The organism is Micromonospora sp. NPDC047074 (genome assembly GCF_040643815.1).
Lineage (GTDB): Bacteria > Actinomycetota > Actinomycetes > Mycobacteriales > Micromonosporaceae > Micromonospora.
The window spans coordinates 1-18,128 of sequence record NZ_JBEYVB010000041.1; the positions used below are offsets into that span (position 1 = coordinate 1).

Annotated in this window: 18 protein-coding genes and 3 pseudogenes; 13 read left to right on the top strand and 8 right to left on the bottom strand. The window is 74.6% G+C overall.

Annotation, left to right across the window (positions count from 1 at the left end; translation table 11 throughout):
* Window positions 1-367: pseudogene (locus tag ABZ809_RS29490) on the top strand (hypothetical protein); the annotation flags it as partial.
* Here ABZ809_RS29490 and fxsT read toward each other — a convergent pair.
* Window positions 343-4,248 carry an FxSxx-COOH system tetratricopeptide repeat protein gene (gene fxsT / locus ABZ809_RS29495; protein ID WP_357565883.1) on the bottom strand — a complete coding sequence of 1,302 codons (3,906 nt, stop codon included), beginning with the start codon at window positions 4,246-4,248 and terminating at the stop codon, window positions 343-345. The pseudogene ABZ809_RS29490 and the gene fxsT overlap by 25 nt on opposite strands.
* A 19-nt stretch (window positions 4,249-4,267) precedes the next feature.
* Window positions 4,268-5,500, bottom strand: a complete 1,233-nt coding sequence (locus ABZ809_RS29500) for a TIR-like protein FxsC (protein ID WP_357565884.1) — start codon at window positions 5,498-5,500, stop codon at window positions 4,268-4,270.
* Between the two features lie 144 nt (window positions 5,501-5,644).
* Between ABZ809_RS29500 and ABZ809_RS29505 the strand changes: the two genes are divergently transcribed.
* The 4 genes from ABZ809_RS29505 to ABZ809_RS29520 all read left to right on the top strand — a co-directional run bounded on the left by ABZ809_RS29505 (window position 5,645) and on the right by ABZ809_RS29520 (window position 7,267).
* A complete protein-coding gene (locus tag ABZ809_RS29505) occupies window positions 5,645-5,884 on the top strand; it encodes a hypothetical protein (RefSeq protein WP_357565942.1) in 240 nt (79 codons plus the stop codon).
* A 3-nt stretch (window positions 5,885-5,887) separates the two neighbouring features.
* On the top strand, window positions 5,888-6,028 hold the full coding sequence (locus ABZ809_RS29510; RefSeq protein WP_357565885.1) for a hypothetical protein: 141 nt from the start codon (window positions 5,888-5,890) through the stop codon (window positions 6,026-6,028).
* 44 nt (window positions 6,029-6,072) lie between these two features.
* Complete coding sequence (locus ABZ809_RS29515; protein ID WP_357565886.1) at window positions 6,073-6,633, top strand: NADAR family protein; 561 nt, start codon at window positions 6,073-6,075, stop codon at window positions 6,631-6,633.
* Between the two features lie 121 nt (window positions 6,634-6,754).
* On the top strand, window positions 6,755-7,267 hold the full coding sequence (locus ABZ809_RS29520; protein WP_357565887.1) for an NUDIX domain-containing protein: 513 nt from the start codon (window positions 6,755-6,757) through the stop codon (window positions 7,265-7,267).
* A 10-nt stretch (window positions 7,268-7,277) separates the two neighbouring features.
* Here the strand turns inward: ABZ809_RS29520 and ABZ809_RS29525 are convergent, their stop codons facing one another.
* From ABZ809_RS29525 to ABZ809_RS29535, 3 genes are all read right to left on the bottom strand, one after another.
* Window positions 7,278-7,817 (bottom strand): RNA 2'-phosphotransferase, encoded by a 540-nt coding sequence (locus ABZ809_RS29525; protein WP_357565888.1) that lies wholly within the window; start codon window positions 7,815-7,817, stop codon window positions 7,278-7,280.
* 139 nt (window positions 7,818-7,956) lie between these two features.
* On the bottom strand, window positions 7,957-8,379 hold the full coding sequence (locus ABZ809_RS29530; protein ID WP_357565889.1) for a RidA family protein: 423 nt from the start codon (window positions 8,377-8,379) through the stop codon (window positions 7,957-7,959).
* Window positions 8,376-9,197, bottom strand: a complete 822-nt coding sequence (locus tag ABZ809_RS29535; RefSeq protein WP_357565890.1) for an NAD(P)-dependent oxidoreductase — start codon at window positions 9,195-9,197, stop codon at window positions 8,376-8,378. The genes ABZ809_RS29530 and ABZ809_RS29535 overlap by 4 nt, the downstream gene beginning before the upstream one ends.
* 94 nt (window positions 9,198-9,291) lie before the next feature.
* On the opposite strand from ABZ809_RS29535, the gene ABZ809_RS29540 reads away from it, so the two are divergent.
* The 4 genes and pseudogenes from ABZ809_RS29540 (at window position 9,292) to ABZ809_RS29555 (ending at window position 11,926) form a co-directional block, all read left to right on the top strand.
* The gene (locus ABZ809_RS29540) at window positions 9,292-10,236 is read left to right on the top strand and encodes a LysR family transcriptional regulator (protein ID WP_357565891.1); all 945 of its coding nucleotides are present in this window, start codon (window positions 9,292-9,294) and stop codon (window positions 10,234-10,236) included.
* Window positions 10,233-10,727 carry an SsrA-binding protein SmpB gene (gene smpB, locus ABZ809_RS29545; protein ID WP_357565892.1) on the top strand — a complete coding sequence of 165 codons (495 nt, stop codon included), beginning with the start codon at window positions 10,233-10,235 and terminating at the stop codon, window positions 10,725-10,727. Before ABZ809_RS29540 ends, smpB begins: the two co-directional genes overlap by 4 nt.
* Window positions 10,728-10,758: 31 nt before the next feature.
* Window positions 10,759-11,228, top strand: a pseudogene (locus ABZ809_RS29550) (metallophosphoesterase); the annotation flags it as partial.
* Between the two features lie 450 nt (window positions 11,229-11,678).
* A pseudogene (locus tag ABZ809_RS29555) lies at window positions 11,679-11,926 on the top strand (hypothetical protein).
* A 126-nt stretch (window positions 11,927-12,052) separates the two neighbouring features.
* Here ABZ809_RS29555 and ABZ809_RS29560 read toward each other — a convergent pair.
* Complete coding sequence (locus ABZ809_RS29560; RefSeq protein ID WP_357565893.1) at window positions 12,053-13,204, bottom strand: hypothetical protein; 1,152 nt, start codon at window positions 13,202-13,204, stop codon at window positions 12,053-12,055.
* On the bottom strand, window positions 13,096-14,232 hold the full coding sequence (locus ABZ809_RS29565) for a transporter substrate-binding domain-containing protein (protein WP_357565894.1): 1,137 nt from the start codon (window positions 14,230-14,232) through the stop codon (window positions 13,096-13,098). Before ABZ809_RS29565 ends, ABZ809_RS29560 begins: the two co-directional genes overlap by 109 nt.
* A 197-nt stretch (window positions 14,233-14,429) precedes the next feature.
* Between ABZ809_RS29565 and ABZ809_RS29570 the strand changes: the two genes are divergently transcribed.
* From ABZ809_RS29570 to ABZ809_RS29585, 4 genes are read left to right on the top strand one after another with little or no spacing between them, the layout of a single operon-like run.
* Window positions 14,430-14,855 carry a TOBE domain-containing protein gene (locus tag ABZ809_RS29570; RefSeq protein WP_357565895.1) on the top strand — a complete coding sequence of 142 codons (426 nt, stop codon included), beginning with the start codon at window positions 14,430-14,432 and terminating at the stop codon, window positions 14,853-14,855.
* On the top strand, window positions 14,852-15,640 hold the full coding sequence (modA, locus tag ABZ809_RS29575; RefSeq protein WP_357565896.1) for a molybdate ABC transporter substrate-binding protein: 789 nt from the start codon (window positions 14,852-14,854) through the stop codon (window positions 15,638-15,640). Before ABZ809_RS29570 ends, modA begins: the two co-directional genes overlap by 4 nt.
* Window positions 15,637-16,452 (top strand): ABC transporter permease, encoded by an 816-nt coding sequence (locus tag ABZ809_RS29580; RefSeq protein WP_357565897.1) that lies wholly within the window; start codon window positions 15,637-15,639, stop codon window positions 16,450-16,452. Before modA ends, ABZ809_RS29580 begins: the two co-directional genes overlap by 4 nt.
* Window positions 16,449-17,513 carry an ABC transporter ATP-binding protein gene (locus ABZ809_RS29585; RefSeq protein WP_357565898.1) on the top strand — a complete coding sequence of 355 codons (1,065 nt, stop codon included), beginning with the start codon at window positions 16,449-16,451 and terminating at the stop codon, window positions 17,511-17,513. Before ABZ809_RS29580 ends, ABZ809_RS29585 begins: the two co-directional genes overlap by 4 nt.
* A gap of 131 nt (window positions 17,514-17,644) precedes the next feature.
* Here ABZ809_RS29585 and ABZ809_RS29590 read toward each other — a convergent pair whose 3' ends face one another.
* Window positions 17,645-18,070, bottom strand: a complete 426-nt coding sequence (locus tag ABZ809_RS29590) for a type II toxin-antitoxin system Phd/YefM family antitoxin (protein ID WP_357565899.1) — start codon at window positions 18,068-18,070, stop codon at window positions 17,645-17,647.
* Window positions 18,071-18,128: the final 58 nt, after the last annotated feature.

Genomic DNA, 18,128 nt, shown 5'->3' on the forward strand with positions numbered 1-18,128 from the left:
GGCCGGCCGGTCCGGGCCGGCCCCGGGCCACGCCGGCCCGCACCCGGCGTCGAGGCGGGACGCGGCGTCGCGCGCCGACGACGCCGACCGGGCGTACGCCGCGGGAAACGCGACGGAGGCCCTGGCCGGGTACCGCCGCAGGCTCGCCGGGGATCCCGGGGACACCGACGCGCTGGTCGGGCTCGCGCTGGCCGCCGGGCGGCTGGGGCGTACCGCCGCCGCCCGGATGCTCACCACCCGCCCGGACCTGGTCCGGGCGCTGTGCCACCGGCTGCCCGGGGCCGACCCGGTGGCGGTCGCGGCCTGGCTGGCGGAGTGCCCCGGCGGGGTGTCTCCCGGCGGTCAGAGCAGCGCGGGCTCGATGTAGCCGTTGAACCGGTCCCGTTGCCGGGCCTGGAGCACCCGCGGGTTGTCGCCGCCGAAGAGCTGCACCAACTGGCCGAACGCGTCGTCGTAGAGGGCGCGGCCGGCGTCGGCCTCGCTCTCGGTGGCCAGCCGGCTGACCGCCAGGTTGACCGACGCGGAGACGGTGTCCGGGTGCTCGGCGCCGAGCGCGCGGGTCAGCTCGACGTACGCGGTGGTGTCCAGCAGCAGGGCATTGTCCCGCTCGCCGAGGGCGAACAGGTCGTTGGCGAGGTTGAGCGTGGCGAGCAGGGTGTGCGGGTGCCGCCCGCCGAGGCTGGCCAGGAGCTGGTCGCGGACCCGCTGGGCGAGATCCCGGGACAACGGGTGCTCACCGGCCTTGCGCAGGAACACGCCGAGGTTGTTGAGGCAGGCCAGGGTGATCGCGTGGTCGGCGCCGAGCACCTCGGTGTAGCCGTCGCGCAGCCGCCGCGCCATCCGCAGCGCGGTCGGGTTGTCGCCCACCGCCGACCAGGTGGTGGCCAGCGCCATCTCGCAGGAGAGGGTGTCGGCGTGGTCGCCGCCGAGGGTGCGCTGGTAGCGCACCACCGTCCGTTCCAACACGCGGTGGGCGTCGGCGAACCGGCCGAGCTGGCGCAGCGTCAGCGCCAGCTCCTTGGCGGTACGCAGGGTCTCGGGGTGGTCGGGGCCGATGACCTTCTGCTGGGTGGCGGAGGTGCGTTGCAGGACGCTGTGCGACCGCCACAGCTCCCCGACGTCGCGCAGCCCCCGGCCGTAGTTGCTGGCCGAGGCGAGGGTGGACGGATCCTCCTCACCGAAGCGTTCCCGGCGCCGCTCGTAGATGTGCTGGTCGAGCTGGGCCGCCTCGCGGAACTGGCCGACCAGGCGCAGCGAGACGGCGAGGTTGTTCTCGGCGGTCAGGGTACGACCGCTGTCCTCGCCGAAGCTGCGCACGCTCAACTCCAGGGTGCGCCGGTCGCGCTGCTCGGCGTCGTGGTAGCGGCCCTGGGCCCTCAGGTCGGCGCCGAGGCTGCGGGCCGTCATCAGGGTGTAGAGGTGCTGCTCGCCGAAGATCCGGCGCTGCCGCTGGTAGACGTCCTGGTCGATGTCGAAGGCCCGGTCGAAGAGGCTCTGCGCCCGCAGGACGTTGGCCAGGTGGAACCTCATCCGCAGCTTGGTCGGTTCGTCGTCGTCGGTGTCGCGCCAGCGGTCCAGCGCGTCCTCGGCCAACGCACGGCTGCTCTCGTAGTCGCCACGCCGGTAGAGGTAGCGCACGGTGTCGGCGACGAGCTGGCGGGCCTCGTCGGCCGTCGAGGTGTGCAGCGCCGCGGGCCGTACGTGCGGCCACAGCTCGGCGTAGCGCGGCCAGTTGGCCGGCTTGTCCGGATCGCGAGGGCTGGCCGCGGCGAGCAGCAGTTGGGCCTGCCGCAGCGTCTCGTCCGGATCGTCGAGCTGGTCCTTGATGACCAGTTGCACCAGCCGGTGGATGCGGACGGTGTTGTTCTCCGCGTCGACCTGGGCGAGGCCGTAGCGGCCCAACTCGGCGGTGACCAGCCCCTGCAGGATCGGGTCGGTAAGGGTGGGGTCGAACGAGGCCATGAAGGCGGCGAACCGCTCGCCGGTGAGCATCGCGACCGGGATCGGCTCGGGAGCGTAGTAGGAACACAGCTCCAGCAGGCGCGCGGCGGCGGGCTTCTCCTGCCGCAGTTGGCGCAGGGTCACCAGCCAGGTGGCGGCGAGCGCCTTGGAATAGCCGGCCGACTGCCGTCCGTCGAGGATCCGCAGCAGGCCGGGAGTGTCCAGCGACGCGAGGTACCGCTCCACCGGCAGCGCCGTGGCCCGCAGGTAGGCCGCGCCCTGCTCGACCGCCAGCGGCAGGTCGCCGAGCTTCTCCGCGACCTGGGCCGCCTCCTCGTCGGTGAGCCCCCGGACCCGGTCGCGCAGCAGTTGCACGCTCTCCATCCGGTCGAAGACGGACAGTTCGGTGGCCGTGGCGTACTCGCTCCAGGTCTGGTCCCGGGTGGTGAGCAGGATGTGCCCCGGGCCCTGCGGGATCAGCGCCCGGGTGGCCCGGGACGGCTCGTCGGCGTTGTCCAGGACGATCAGCCAGCGCCGGCCGCCCCGGCGCAGCGCGTCGAGCACCCGCCGGACCGACTCGGCGCCGCCGGCGACGCCCAGCCCCATCGCCTCGGCGAGGTCGGCCAACCCGCCCCGGATCCGCTCCTCGCTGTCGGCGGGGATCCACCAGACCAGGTCGTAGTCGCGGGCGAAGCGGAGCGCGTACTCGGCGGCGAGCTGGGTCTTGCCGACCCCGCCCAGACCGTGGATCACCTGCACCCCGGAGGCGGGAGACGCGGTCAGCCGGTCGCGCAGCGCCTCCAGCTGTGCCGCCCGCCCGACGAAGGCGGTGCCGTGCTGGTGGACGTTCCAGACCGCCGGGAACGATCCGGGGAACCGGCCGACCGTCCGTCCGGTCACCGTGTGCGGGGGTGCGCCGACCTCCTCGAGCAGCAGGGTCCGGGCGGTGCCGGCGTCGGCGGCGCTGACGTCGACGGGCGTGCGGTCGGTGTAGGGCAGGGCGAGCCGGGACTCGTCCACCCGCAGCGGCACCAGGACACCGGTGCCGGCGATCTGGTCCCGGCTGGCGGCGACCTTCCAGGTCTCCCCCGCCAGCGGGGTGGCCGCGAAGTGCCGGGTCAGCACCACCAGCACGCGGCTGGCGGTGGCGAGCGCCCGGTCGAACTCGGCCCGGCCGCCCGCGCGGACCGGCACGTCGACGGCCCGCCGGTCCACCCGCAGGCCGGCCTCCTCGAGCTGGTCGCTGATCCACTCCGCCCAGAGCCGGTCCATCGAGGCGTAGCCGACCAGCACGGTCTGCTCGGCGGTGAGCCGGGAACGCTCGAACGCGGCCAGCGAGCGGCGGCGTTCCTCCTCCGGCATCGGCTCCAGCCGGCTGACCCGGCCGTCCGTGACCACCGAGGTGAGGTGCTCGTACGCCGCCAGCAGCGTGCCCGACTGCTCCGGGCGGTCGCCGAAGGCGGCGAGGATCTCCTCGTACGCGTAGAACGCGCGGTACGGCACCTCGATGGTGTTCCAGTAGCGGGCCCGCGCGGTGTCGGAGAGGTGGTCGAGGAACGACGCGAACTCGGCGCGGACCAGGTCCCGGCCGGTGTCCAGCTTGCGCAGCTCGGCGTCCTCCACCCGGCTCGGCACCGGCACGACCAGCGGCGGGTCGTCGGGGCGTTGGGCGCGGATCGAGCGGGCCACCGCCGCCGCGCCCCGGATGCTCTGCGTGGACATGGTGAAGCAGTTGACGACGGTGTCGGGCAGCTGCACGGTGCAGATGCCGGCCACGTCGCTCAGGCCCGTCCGGCTGTCGATCAGCACGATGTCGTACTCGGCGCGCATCTGGGCGCGGACCGCGTCGAAGAACGCCGCCCCGCCCTGTCGTTCGTAGAAGTTCGACCAGTCGAAGGTGCTCACCAACCGCGAGTAGCCCGTGTCCTGTTGGCCGGCCGCCACGAAGTCGATGACGCCGCCGTGCGGGAACTCCCAGTTCAGCGAGACCGCCATCCGCTGGATCTTGGCGTGCCCGGCGAGCAGGTCCTGGGGGTCGTCGGCGGGGTCGCGCTGCATGGTGGCCATCGAGTAATCCCAGATCATCTCGATGACCCCGGGCGTGGCCCGCAGCTCGGAGTCGCGCAGGAACGGGTGGAAGTAGCGGTGCAGGCCGGGTGACTCCAGGTCCCAGTCCACCACGAGCACCTGGAGCCCCTGGCTGGCGAGGATCCAGGCGACGTTGGCCAGGGCCATCGTGCGGCCCGTGCCGCCCTTGTAGGAGTAGAAGGTGACGATCTGCCCGCGCGCCACGTCGTTCACCGCCATGGGCTGCCCACCTCCGCCATCAGGGACCCTCCAGGATCGGTCGGTGCACCGGGCCGTCCGACGGCGGCTCCTGGTAGACCGTGCCCGTACGGTAGATCCGGCTCTGCGCCACGACCAGGGCGTCCTCGAGCTCGGTGTGGAAGCGACCGGCGGTGGTGATCTCCGGCCGCCAGGTCGCCGGATCGTTGCGCACCACGTGGTGCGAGAGCACCCGGGCCAGGGTCTCCCACATCCGCTGGTTGCCGTCGGCCGCCGCGTCGTCGGCCGCCGACCAGGGCACCAGCACCGGCGTGGTGGTGTCGGGGTCGCGGTCGTAGCCGACCAGGGTCAGTTCGTAGCGCGGCAGGCCGGCGGACCAGACGTCCACCACGAGCACGACGATCTGGTTGTGTGCCCGGGCCCACTCGCGTACCTCGGCGAGGTCGACGGCGTCCTCCACCGTCCAGCCGTAGCTCTTGGTGGTGGCGACGGCCCCGGCGTAGCTGCCGATCGGCGCCTCCAGTTCGGGGCGGTACGGCCGCCAGTCCCGGGCCAGCGCGCCGTAGCGCTCCTCGGCACCGGGCCGGCTGTCCGCGAGTTCCGCCGAGCTGCCGGCGGCCAGCACGAACCAGACGTGCCGGGCGCTGGTCGCGCGGGGCACCCGGGCCGGGGAGGCTCCGACGGCCGAGGGCCGCCGCGGCGTCTCGAAGGCGCTGGTGACCTTGGCGAGCACCGGCCGCTGGGCGGGGCGGGCCAGCCGGTGGTCCCGGTCGGTCTGCACGATGTGCTTGGCCAGCGCGTCGACGAAGTCCTGGTAGTCGTCGTGGTGCCGGCGGCGCTGCTTGAGGGTGAGCAGCCCGTCCTGGGCGTACACCGCGCCGGCCGGGAAGTTCTTGTGCTGGAAGCCGGTCATCACCTCGGGCAGCCGGTCACAGGGGATCCAGCGGATCGGCAGCACCGCGGGTGGACGGCGGTGGAACTGCCGCTCGTGCTCGTCCACCCGGTCGACGAAGACCCGGAACTCGCGTCCACAGTAGTCACTGACCACGTAGCGGGGCGAACTCAGTGCCACCAGGCAGGAGCTGCTGGCCAGCGCGTCGGCCAGCTCGTGCGACCAGGTCGCGCCGAGCTGCATCCGCCCGTCGATGAATCCCGCCTCGTCCCATCCCACACCGGCCAACCGGGCCACGGCCTCGCTGAGGTCGCCGAAGAACTCCTGCACCTGGCCGTTGCGGTTGTCCTCATGGGCGTAGCTCAGAAAGAAGAGTGGCACGCCCGCCTCCGCTCACGGGTTCCACGACGATACGGAAAGTGTAAGTCCGTCGATGCCAGGGTAACCGCGTGCGATCTTCACACCGAGCCCCCGGAAGAGTCGTATCCCCGACGGTTACCGGGCGATGGCCCGGCACGGCACCGCATCCTCGAACTGCTCACCGACGGCGAGATGACGGCCGGCGGGCTGTGCGGGGTGATCCGGCGGCTCTACGCCGTGGACCCCCGGCCCCTGCGGGAGGTCGACCAGCGGCTCGACCACTTCCGCCAATTCTGGACGCCGCCTCTGCACGCCCTCGCGTCCGAGCTCGCCCGCGGCCGGCGCGGGCGCCGGTTACGAGAGGGCGCCGAAGCCATGGACGATCCGCCGGAGAAACAGGAGTGACCGATGATCGAGGCGACCGAGCAGCTCAACGCCGTACGCCGCCAGGTCGGCCGGCGGTTGCTGGAGGCCGGCGAGGCCCGGATGACGGAGGAGAGCGAGGCCTGGTCGGCGCGGCCTGACCGGCCCGGCGCCGCCCCGCGGTGAAAATGCGCGGCGGCATGTCGGTGCCCTCGGGCAGACTCGCCGGCATGTCACCGCGATCCGTCGCCGGGCTCGTCGCCGCCGCGCATGCCGGCCAACAATTCCGCTACCTGCACTTCTGGGGCCACCGGCCGAGGCGCGACGGCAGCGTCGGGCCCGGTTGCCTGAGCCAGTGGTGGCCGGCCCCGTTCAGTGACGGCGGGCGGACGTACGCCACCGCCGAGCACTGGATGATGTGGCACAAGGCGATGCTGTTCGGCGACCCCGACACCGCCGGGCGGATCCTCGCGGCCGGGCACCCGCACCGCGCCAAGTCGCTCGGCCGCCAGGTGCATGGCTTCGACCAGGCGACCTGGGAGGCCCGCCGCTACGACATCGTGGTGGCCGGCAGCGTCGCCAAGTTCGGCCAGCACGACGACCTGCGGGCGTTCCTGCTGGCCACCGGCGACCGGGTGCTCGTGGAGGCCAGCCCGACGGACGCCGTCTGGGGCATCGGGCTGGCCGCCGACGATCCGCGCGCGGCGGATCCGGCGGGCTGGCCGGGGCAGAACCTGCTCGGCTTCGCCCTCATGGACGCCCGCGACGCCCTCCGGGCTGGCCGGCTCTGACCGTCGACCGTCGTCGCCGTGCAGGTCGAACCGCCGTCGCCCGTGCAGGTCGGGCGGCGAGTCGGGCGGCTCGGGCGACGGGTCGCGGCGGTCCGCACGGCGACGGGTAACGTGCTGCGGCATGACTGCCACGGCGTACTCCCACTGCTCCTTCTGCGGCACCGCCTACCCGGCGGCGGCCGGGTGGCCGCGGGTCTGCGCGGGCTGCGGCGAGACGGTCTGGCGCAACCCGCTGCCCGTCGCGGTGGCGGTGCTGCCGGTCCGCACCGCCGAGGGCCTCGGCGTGGTCGTCGTCCGCCGCGACATCGAGCCGGCACGCGGCCAGCTCGCCCTGCCGGGTGGCTTCATCGAGCACGGCGAGCAGTGGCAGGACGCGCTGGTCCGGGAGCTGCGGGAGGAGACCGGCCTGCGCGCCGAGGCCGCCACCGTCCGGCTCCTCGCGGTGCACGGCGCTCCGGCCGGCGGCACGATCATGATCTTCGGCGAGCTGCCCGAGCAACGGGCCGAGACGCTGCCTCCGTCGGCGCCGACCGAGGAGGCGACCGAGTGGCTGGTGCTCACCGAGCCGACGGAGCTGGCATTCTCCACCCACACCCAGGTGCTCGCCGACTTCCTCGCCCGGCGCGCGGACTGAGCCGGACCGGTCAGACCGCGAGGTAGCCCGCGGGCACGGCGTCGGTGAGCCAGACGCCGTTGGCGCTGCGGTAGAAGACGTGCCCGTCGCGGGCCATGGCCGCGGCGTCCACAGTCAGGACGACCACCCCGCCCGCCCGCCGCGCGCCCACCCGTTGGGCGGTCGCCTCGTCGGGCGACAGGTGGACGTGGTGGCGACCGGCCCGGTGCAGGCCGGTGGCCCGGATCGAGTCGAGGGCGGTGTCGCTGGTGCCGTGGTAGAGCCGGGCCGGCGGCGGGCAGGGGGTCAGCCCCAGGTCGACCGGGATCGAGTGCCCCTGGCTCGCCCGGACCCGCTCGACGCCATCGGCGCCGCGTTCCACGGCGAAGCGTTGCTTGTCGTTGTCGGCCACCACGGCGTCCAGATCGGCGCGGTCGATCCGCAGCGCGCCGAGCAGGTCCTCCACCGGTACCCAGCCGCCCTGGTCGGGCACGAGGCCGACCCGTGCGGGCTCGTGCCGTAACGCCCGGGACATCCGCTTGCTCAGCCGCACCATCGCCCGATGATCCATCCCCGGAGTCTGCCTCCCGCCGCACGCTCCGCGCCATCGGAATTCCCAGCGCCCACACTGGACATCGACCGACGCGGCGAGGGGTAGGGAAGGGCCCTTCCTATCCGGCCACCCCCGTGCTGGCCGGGCCGGACCGGGCTCAGGCGGCGGCGCCCCGGCCGGCGACGGCGGCGGTCACCTCCACCTCGATCAGCGCGCCGGGCAGGAAGAGCCGGCTCACCTCCACCGTCGTGCTGGCGGGCGGTGGCGTGGCGGTGAACAGCCGGCGCCGGACCGAGGCGTAGCCGGGGAGGTCACCGAGGTCGGTCATGAACGTCCGGATGTGCAGTACGTCCGCCAGACCCGCGCCGTGGGCGGACAGCACCCCGTCGACGATCTCGAAGATCCGTGCGGACTGCGCGACGATGTCGCCCGGCCCGACCAGGTGGCCGTCGTCGTCGACGGCCACCTGACCGGCGAGCACGAGCAGGGCGCCGCCGGGCAGATCGAGGCGGGCCACGTGGGCGAACCGGTCACCGAACGGGGCGGCGACGGTCGGCGGGTTGTCGAGGGTGAGGTTCACGAGCACTCCAGCGGTACGAGGGTGGCGATGTCGGCGGTGGGGTCGGCGGCGGTGTCCAGCGTGGACCGGGCCGCCCGGAGCATCGGGGCCGGGGCGCCGCCGAGCGCGTCCCGGGCCAGGTCCAGGTCCTTGCCGGCGAGCGCGACCGGGAAGTCCGCGTCCCGGCTGGCGGCTCTCGCGAGCACGCCGCCGAGCGGGCCGCCGGCCAGCGCGTCGAGGGCGGTGTCGGGGTCGACGCCGACGGCCCGGGCGACCTCCAGGGTGTCGGCGAGCCCGGCGACGGCGACGAGCAGCGCCGTGTTGAGCACGAGTTTCAGCGCGGCCCCGCTGCCGGTGTCGCCGCAGTGCCGTACGGCGCCGAGCGCCCCCAGGACGGGCGCGACCCGGTCGACGGCCGTACCGGCGCCGCCGGCGAACACCCGGAGCCGGCCGGCGCGGGCGGCGGCCACGCTCCCGCCGACCGGGGCGTCGACGAGGCCCACGGTCGTGGGCAGGCGTGCCGCGAGGTCACGGACGGCGGTCGGACCGATGGTGGACATCTCCACCAGGCAGGCGCCGGCCGGCAGGGCCGCCGCGGCTCCGTCCGGCCCGAACAGCACCGCCCGCACGGCGGCGGCGTCGGTGAGCATGGTGATGGCGACGGCGGCGCCACGGACGGCGTCGGCCGGGGTCAGGGCCACCCGGGCACCGGCCGGCCCGAGCGGGGCGGCACGGGCGGCGATGCGGTTCCACACCGTCACCCGGTGTCCGGTGTCGAGCAGGCGCAGGGCGATCGACGCCCCCATCCGCCCCACGCCGAGTACGGCGATCTCTGTCATGCGGGAAACCGTAGGTCGGGAGCCGCCATGCGACCAACGAATGAATCCCATGGCAGCCATGCGAGATGCGCATGTCACGGCGTACGCTCCGGGGATGCAGCCGCTCGCTCTCGACGTGTTCCGGACGGTGGCCCGGGTCGGATCGATCACCGCCGCCGCCCGCGAGCTGCGCTACACGCAGTCGGCGGTCTCCCGGCAGATCGCGGCGCTGGAGGCCGACCTGGGCGTGGCGCTGTTCGACCGGCTGCCGCGCGGCGTCGCGCTGACCGAGCCGGGGCGCTGCCTGCTGCCGCACGCCGAGGCGGTGCTGGACCGGCTGGCCACCGCCCACCGGGACCTCGACGCGCTGCGCGGGCTCGGCGGCGGCCGGCTGCGGGTGGGGGCGTTCGCGACCGCGATGGCCACCCTCGTGCCGCGGGCCCTCGCCGCGTTCCGCGCCGCGCACCCCCGGGTGGCCCTCTCGGTGCTGGAGGGCCGGACGCCCGACCTGCTGGAACGGCTGCTCGCCGGCGACGCCGACGTGGCCGTGGTGAGCGCACCGCCGGACCGGCCGCCGGACGCCGGGCGGTTCGACCTGCGCCACCTGCTCGACGAGCGCCTGCTGGTCGCGGTGGCCCGGGAGCATCCGCTGGCCCGGCGCCGCACGGTGCGCCTGGCCGAGTTGGCCGACGACCCGTTCGTCGCCGGATCCGCCGACGGCGACGACCCGCTGCTGCGCGCCGCCATGCCGCCCGGTTTCCGGCCCCGGGTGGACATCGTCGCCGCCGACTGGACCGGCAAGCTGGGCTGCGTGGCCGCCGGGCTCGGGGTCGCGCTGGTGCCCGCGCTGGCCGTCCGGGCCGCGCCGGCCGACCTGGCGCTGCTGCGCCTGCACGCCGACGACGCGCCGTCCCGTCGGGTGTACGCGGCCACCGCCGCCGGGCGGTTCCGGCCGCCCACGGTCGACCGGCTGCTCGCGGGCCTGGTCGAGGAGGCGGCCGGTGCGGGGCGCCCGGCGGCGCGGGGTACCGGCCGGCGGCCGATATCCTCGACCGGGTGAACGCGGGCCGGCAGACCGAGCGCAAGCTGATCGCCTCGAACAAGAAGGCGCGGCACGACTACACGATCCTCAAGACCTACGAGGCGGGCATCGTGCTGGCCGGCACCGAGGTCAAGTCGCTGCGCGAGGGCCGGGCGTCGCTGGTCGACGCCTTCGCCCAGGAACGCGACGGCGAGCTGATGCTGTACGGGCTGCACATCGCCGAGTACGGCTTCGGTAGCTGGACCAACCACGCGCCCCGGCGCACCCGCAAGCTGCTGCTGCGCCGGGTGGAGATCGCCCGGATCCTGGAGCGCACCCGCGAGGGCGGGCTGACCCTGGTGCCGCTGTCGATGTACTTCTCCGGCGGCTGGGCGAAGGTCGAGCTGGCCCTGGCCAAGGGCAGGAAGTCCTACGACAAGCGGCAGGCCCTGGCCGAGCGGGACGCCGAGCGGGAGATCGCCCGGGAACTGGGCCGCCACCTCAAGGGCCGCACCGCCCGGCGGGGCTGACCGCTTCCCTGGTCAGGCCGCCGCCTCGATCGACACCGGGGACATCACCGACTGGGGGCAGCGAACCGGAGGCCTCCTACGTCGGCTCGATCGGCCTGCTCAAGAAGCCGTACGTCTACATCCGGGGCAACCACGACTCGGGACGCACCGCGGCGGCCGTGGCCCGCCAGCCGAACGCCATCGTGCTGAACAACACCACCACCACGGTCGCGGGCCTGACCATCGCCGGCATCGGCGACCCGCGCTTCACCCCCGACAAGAACACCTCGCCGCCACGGTGCGCAGCTCGCCGAGCCCGGTGAACATCGCGCTGGTGCACGACCCCGCCTCCGCCGGCCCGCTGTCGGGCGCTCTACTTCGACCAGGACAAGCTGCTCCAGGCATACGACGACATCACCGTCGGCGGCACCGGGCCAGGCGCAGGTGAACCTGGAGCGGCACATCGTGGAGGACCCACGGGCGGGCATCCCGGCCCCGGTCACCCCCACCCCGACCCGCTGAACGTCGCGCCAGCCCACCCTGCCCCTCGCCCCCGCCCCTCGCCCCCGCCCCCGCCGCTGGCCTTCGCCTGACCTGGTCGCTTGTCGAGCTGCGTCGCCGCCCCGCCTCCGACATCACCTAAGTGCCGGCATCACCTTGAGTAATGGCTTCCGCCCGCCGCCAACTCCCCCTCCGGACGCTTTGCTCTGCAGCCATGGACGCACCAGTAACGGAACGTAGGGTTCCGCTGGCGAAGAGCGGCGGAACCCACTGGACATAATTGCTGCTGAACAGGGTGGTGCGTCCGTGGCTGCACAGCAAAGGGGGCGCGCGAATGCCTGCCCGCCCGCACCCCAGTCGTCACACTCGGTCACATCATCAGCGATTACCTTCTGTCACGCTCGCTGGCCGCGCTGGCGCGACCCGTGGGCAACACACCGTCGGTTGCCACCGCCACGACGAGTCCGCGTCATTGCCAGAGACCGGAGGAGAAGCACGTCTCTCACCGTTGCACCCGCCCTGCTCGACGCCGCCGAGCGCGGCCCCGTCGACGACGCCGAGTTCGTCGCCTGCGTCCGCGACTCCCTGCCGTACGCCTGGAAGACGGTCAGCCGGGTCGCCGCGTTCCGCCCGGCGGCCGTCGACTCCGACGCGTACCGGCGGTTCGTCTCCCCCCGGGCCAACTGCTCAACCAGTCCCCCGAGCTGCGCAACTGCTGACGTCACCGGCGGGCGGGACGGGTGTCGAGGGCACCCGCCCCGCCTCGGGGCGTCGGTGGGCAGCCGGTCCCGTCGCCCGGTGGCGGTGAGCGACGGCCCCGCCGCCGGGCGGCGGTGGGGCGACCGTCAGCGGGGCCCCGGGAGCGGCGTGGACGACGTGCCGGGGTCGGGCGACGGCGGCACGGCCGGGACAGCGGTCGGCGGTACGGCCGGATCGGGCGCCGGCAGCCGACCGAGGCAGCGTGCGTCCGGCCGGTCGACCGGCTGCCGGGGGATCATCCAGTCCAGCGCCGTCTCCTCCACGTGCCAGCCGTACACGGCCACCCGGCTGACCGGGATCCGGCCCGGATCGGGGCAGAGGAGCTGCCCGCGTACCTGGTCGTTGGGGAGGAAACGCACCTCGCCCCGGCCGTCCAGCACGATCGTCATCCGGTCGGTGACGGTGACCGCCTGGCCGCGTACCACCTCCCGGACCGCGCCCGTCTCCGGCCCGACCTCGACGGCGACGTCGGGCAGCAGCGGGACGCGCAGGAAGACCACCCCCAGCACCAGCGGCACCACCGCGGCAACCGTGTAGGACAGGGTGCGGGTCAGCGCCGGGGCGACCGGGCGCGGTATCGGGCCGGTGAGCACCACGGCCCCCAGCGGTGGCACGACCAGCAGCAGGGCCGTGGCCACCTCGCCCTCGCGCAGCGCGGACGGCACGGCGGGCGCCAGCCAGGCGAAGCTCGCGGCAGCCGCCACGACGGGCAGCACCAGCCCGGTGACCAGGATCAGGCGGGCCCGGTCCGGGTGGCGCAGCCGGGTCCGCAGCGCCAGCAGCCAGAGGGCGAGCATCAGCAGCAGCGGCAGGAACCGAAGCTGCCAGGTGAGCGCCGCCAGCGCGATCGCCGACACCAGGACCCAGCCGGGGGTACGCACCGTGCCGTAGGCGAGCAGGGAGCGTTCGGGGTCGAACCGCTCAGGCGCGCTGACCTGGAGCAGCCGGCCGAGGACGGCCAGCACCAGCACGACGAGCGGAAACGCCCAGACCAGCGCGATCAGCAGGGCGCTGAGCAGCCCGAGCGGGCTGACGTACTGCACCAGCAGCAGCATCGTCGGCATGTCCTGCCGGCTGAGCCGCCAGAGCCGCAGCACCAGCAGCAGCACCGGGAACGCGGGCAGCAGCGTCAGCAGCCACTGCTGCGCCTGTTGCGCCTGCTTGGTCCCCGGGCGACGGTCGACGCGCCCGAACGCGGCCGGCTCGGAGACGGCAGGGCCCATCTCTCCCACGGCCACTGCCGCACCTCCACTGTCTCCTCAGGCTCCGGCTGCCGGCCGACCGCCACCTGCTGCGGGTTGCTGTACTGCTGTTCGGAGGCGAGGTAGCGGTCGAACGCCGCCTTCCACCGGTCGCCGTCCGGGCCCTTGGCGGACTGGTAGAGGGAGAGGTTGACCAGGTCCCGCATCGCCGGGTTGGGGCCGGTGTTCACGCCCCACTTCTCCGCCGCCTCCGCACCGATGTCCCAGTGCCGCAGTTCCTTGCGCCGCAGCAGCTTCGTCGCCGGCGGCAGCTCGCCCGATGGGCGGGGGCCCACGAATCCGGCCAGGATCGCCGCGTCGGTGGTCACGGCGTCGACCTCACCGTCGTAGAGCGCCTGGACGCACTGGCTGATCCGGTTGCGGCCGATCGGGTTCGCCCCCGCCTCGCGCAGGCGCTGTTCGGAGGTGGACGTGCCCAGCGTGCAGACCTTCGCCCGGTCGAGGTCGCGCAGGCTGGCGACCTGCCGGGGGTCGGACGCGAGGGTGAGCACCGACTGCTCTGTCTCCAGGTAGGGGAAGGAGAAGACCACGCCCTGCTCGCGACGGCGCTGCTCGGTGATGCTGTAGGAGGCGATCACCAGGTCGACCGTGACGAAGCTGCCGTCGGCGTCGCGCGCCTGCCGGCGGGCCCGGTCCTCGCTCTCGATCGACAGCAGCGTCACCTCCGGGGCGTCGAAGCCCAGGTCCTCGGCGATCATGTACGCGATCTCGATGTCGAAGCCCTCGAACGCGCCGTTCTCCAGCCGCTGTGCCACGCCCGGCTGATCGTCCTTGACCCCGATGACCAGCCTGTCCCGGTTGGCCAGCCCGGCCCGCTCCCGCAGCTCGTCCCAGGTGGGCGGGCCGCTGGCCACGATCACCCGGACCGCGGCCGCCGCGACCACGACCAGCAGGAGCAGCAGGGCCGCCAGGCGCACCTGCCGGGACCTCGACCGGCGGGCGGTGGCGGCCACCGCGGGCCCCGGCGCCGACGGGTCGGTGCTGGTCTCGTCGTCGTGACCCAACTCGGCCCTCCCCGTCGCCGTCCCCGTCCGAGCCCTCCATTGTGGTCCATCCCGCCACGTCGCGACATCATGCGGACGGCCCGGGCGCGGCGCGGCACCCGCCACCGCGAATGCGAGGGAAGGATGCTACTCAAGGCCGCATGCGCGATGGGAGGACCGGGCTTTGCCTCGCGGCTGCCGGCCGCTAGGGTGGGCCGGTGACGACGTTCCGCATCGGGGAGGCCGCCGAACTGCTCGGCGTCAGCGCCGACACCGTGCGCCGCTGGGTCGACGCCGGGCGGCTCACCGCCGGCCGCGACGAGCACGGGCACCGGGTCGTCGACGGGGTGGACCTCGCCGCGTTCGCCCGGGGGCAGGCCGCCGACCCGGACGACCGGTCGGACGCCTCCTCGGCCCGCAACCGGCTGCGCGGCATCGTGGTCAACGTCGTGAAGGACACCGTGATGGCGCAGGTCGACATCCAGGCCGGGCCGTTCCGGATCGTCTCGCTGATGAGCCGGGAGGCGGTCGACGAGTTGGGCCTGCGGGTCGGCTCGCTGGCCGTCGCGGTGATCAAGTCGACCACCGTGGTGGTGGAGCGGGCCACCCCGCCGGGTGCCGGCAGAGGGAGGCAGGGCTCGTGAGGGCACGCTGGCTGCGTACCGTGGCGGTGGTGGTGGCCCTCGCAGGGCTGGCCGGGTGCGGTGACGGGGGTTCCGCCGGTGCCGGCGGCTCGACGGACGGTTCGGGCGTCGGCGGCACGGTGACCGTGTTCGCCGCGGCCTCGCTGACCGAGTCGTTCACCCGGGTCGGCCGGGACTTCGAGGCGGCCCACCCGGGCACCACCGTGGTCCTCAACTTCGCCGGCAGCGCCGCGCTGGCCGCCCAGATCAACCAGGGCGCCCCGGCCGACGTGTTCGCCTCGGCGGCGACGCGCAACATGGCCACCGTCACCGAGGCCGGCAACGCCGACGGCGACCCGGTGGTCTTCGTCCGCAACCAGCTCGTCATCGCCGTGCCGAAGGGCAACCCGCGGGGCGTCGCCGGGCTGACCGACCTGGCCCGGCCGGGGCTGAAGGTAGCGCTCTGCGCGGAGCAGGTGCCCTGCGGCGCGGCGGCCCGGACGGCGCTCGACGCCGCCTCGGTCGCGCTCACCCCGGTCACCCTGGAGCAGGACGTCAGGGGCGCGCTGTCCAAGGTACGGCTCGGCGAGGTCGACGCGGCCCTCGTCTACCGCACGGACGCGCTGGCCGCCACGGCCGACGTCACGGCCGTCGAGTTCCCCGAATCCGCCCGCGCCGTCAACGACTACCCCATCGTCGTGCTGCGGGACGCGCCCAACCCCGACGGCGCGCGGGCCTTCGTCGCGTACGTCCGCTCGGAGCGTGGCCGCGCGGTGCTCACCGGGGCGGGATTCCAGGCCCCGTGACCCGCGTCGACAGCGTGCGGGTCCGGCGGCGGAGCGCCGGGGTGCCCGTCGCGTTGCTGCTGCCTGCCGGCCTCGGCCTGGTCTTCCTCATCCTGCCGCTGGTCGGGCTCCTGGCCCGTACGCCGTGGGCCGACCTGCCGCAGCGGCTCGCCGCACCGGGCGTGCTCACCGCGCTACGGCTGTCCCTGCTGACCGCCACCCTGGCCACGCTGTTCTGCCTGCTGCTCGGGGTGCCGCTCGCCTGGCTGCTGGCGCGCGTCGAGTTTCCCGGCCGACGCCTGGTGCGCGCCCTCGTCACCGTGCCGCTGGTGCTGCCGCCCGTGGTCGGCGGGGTGGCGCTGCTGCTGGTCTTCGGCCGCAACGGGCTGCTCGGCGGCTGGCTCGACGCGACCTTCGGGATCACCCTGCCGTTCACCACGGCCGGCGTGGTGCTGGCGGAGGCGTTCGTGGCGATGCCCTTCCTCGTGATCGCCGTTGAGGGCGCGCTGCGCGGCGCCGACCGTCGGTACGAGGAGGCTGCGGCGACCCTCGGCGCCGGCCGGTGGACGACGTTCACCCGCGTCACCCTACCCATGGTGGCCCCGGGCCTGGCGGCCGGCGCGGTGCTGTGCTGGGCGCGGGCGCTCGGCGAGTTCGGCGCCACCATCACCTTCGCCGGCAACTATCCGGGGCGGACGCAGACCATGCCGCTGGCGGTCTACCTGGCCCTGGAGACGGACGTGCAGGCCGCCGTGGTGCTCAGCCTCGTCCTGCTCACCGTCTCGGTGGCCATCCTCGCCGGGCTGCGCGACCGCTGGATCACCGCCCCGTGAGCGCGCCCCTGCTCGACGCCCACCTGGTCGTGGACCGGGGCGGGTTCCGGCTCGACGTGCCGCTGCGGGTGGCCGCCGGTGAGGTGGTCGCGCTGCTCGGCCCCAACGGGGCGGGCAAGACCACCGCCCTGCGCGCCCTCGCGGGCCTGCTCCCGCTGACCGCCGGCCACCTCACCCTCGACGGCGTCGACCTGGACCGGCCCGGGCGGCGCGCCTGGACGCCGACCGAACGCCGCCCGATCGGCGTGGTCTTCCAGGACTACCTGCTCTTCCCGCACCTACGCGCGTGGGAGAACGTGGCGTTCGGACCCCGGCGGCACGGCGCCGACCGACGCACGGCCCGCGAGACCGCCCACGCCTGGCTGGACCGGGTCGGCCTGGCCGAGCACGCCCACCGCCGGCCCCGGCAGCTCTCCGGCGGGCAGGCGCAACGGGTCGCGCTGGCCCGCGCGCTCGCCGTCGCGCCGGCGCTGCTGCTGCTGGACGAGCCGCTCGCCGCACTCGACGCGCGGACCCGGCTGGACACCCGGGCCGAACTGCACCGGCACCTGGTCGCGCACCCCGGAGCCACCCTGCTGGTCACCCACGACCCGCTGGACGCGCTGGTGCTGGCCGACCGGCTCGTGGTCGTCGAGGAGGGCCGGGTGGTGCAGGAGGGCGACGGGGCGACCGTGGCGGCCCGGCCGCGCACCGACTACGTGGCCCGGCTCGTCGGGCTGAACCTGTGCCGGGGCCACGCCGACGGGCACCGCGTCCGGATCACCGACGGGCTGACCCTCACCGTCGCCGACCGGCTCGACGGCGAGGCCTTCGTCGCCTTCCGGCCGTCGGCGGTGGCCCTGCACCCCGCCCGGCCGGCGGGCAACGTGCGCAACACCTGGACGGCGACGGTGGCGGGCGTGCAACGGCACGGCGACTACCTGCGGGTGGCGCTCGACGGGCCGATCGAGACGGCCGCCGACGTCACCCCGGCCGCCGCCGCCCGGTTGGCGCTGACACCCGGCCAGCAGGTCTGGGCGGTGGTCGACGCGGCGCAGACCCACGCGTATCCCGCCGGTTGACGCGCAAGCCCTGGAGCCCGGTGGCGCGGAGGCCGTGCGGGCGCGGAGCCAGGGCAGGCGGCCGAGCCGGGCCGAACGGGCGCGGACCCGGAGCTGACCCGGAGCAGGGCCGACGCTGACCCGGAGCAGGGTCAGGCGGCGGGGTCGGCCGCCAGCAGGTCGGCGTGGGCGGCTCGGAGCCGGGCGAGCGCGGGGTCGCTGCCCGGAACCACGCGCCGGTCGAGCTCGGCCCACACCTCGGCGAGGGCGGCGGTGACCGCGCGTAGCTCGGCGGCGTGCCGGCGGCTGCTGCGCCGGTGTGCCTCGTCGAGACGGCGGGCCCAGCCGGCGGTGACGGCGGCGAGGCGGTCCGCGTCGGCGGCGGCCTGCGCGGCGGTGCGGGCGGCGGTCGCCGGGACGATCGCGGCCACCGGGCGGGGATCGCCGTCGCGGGTGACGACGGTGACGGTGTCGGTCAACTCGGCCAGCGCGACGAGCTGGGTGAACCGGGTGCGCGCCTCGCGCAGCGGCACCGAGCGGGGCTGGTCGGTGTGCGGGGTGAGAGCGGGGACAGCCATGGATGGATGGTCGCCGCCGGGTACGACATTTCCGCACGCCGACGGTCCAGGGTGGACG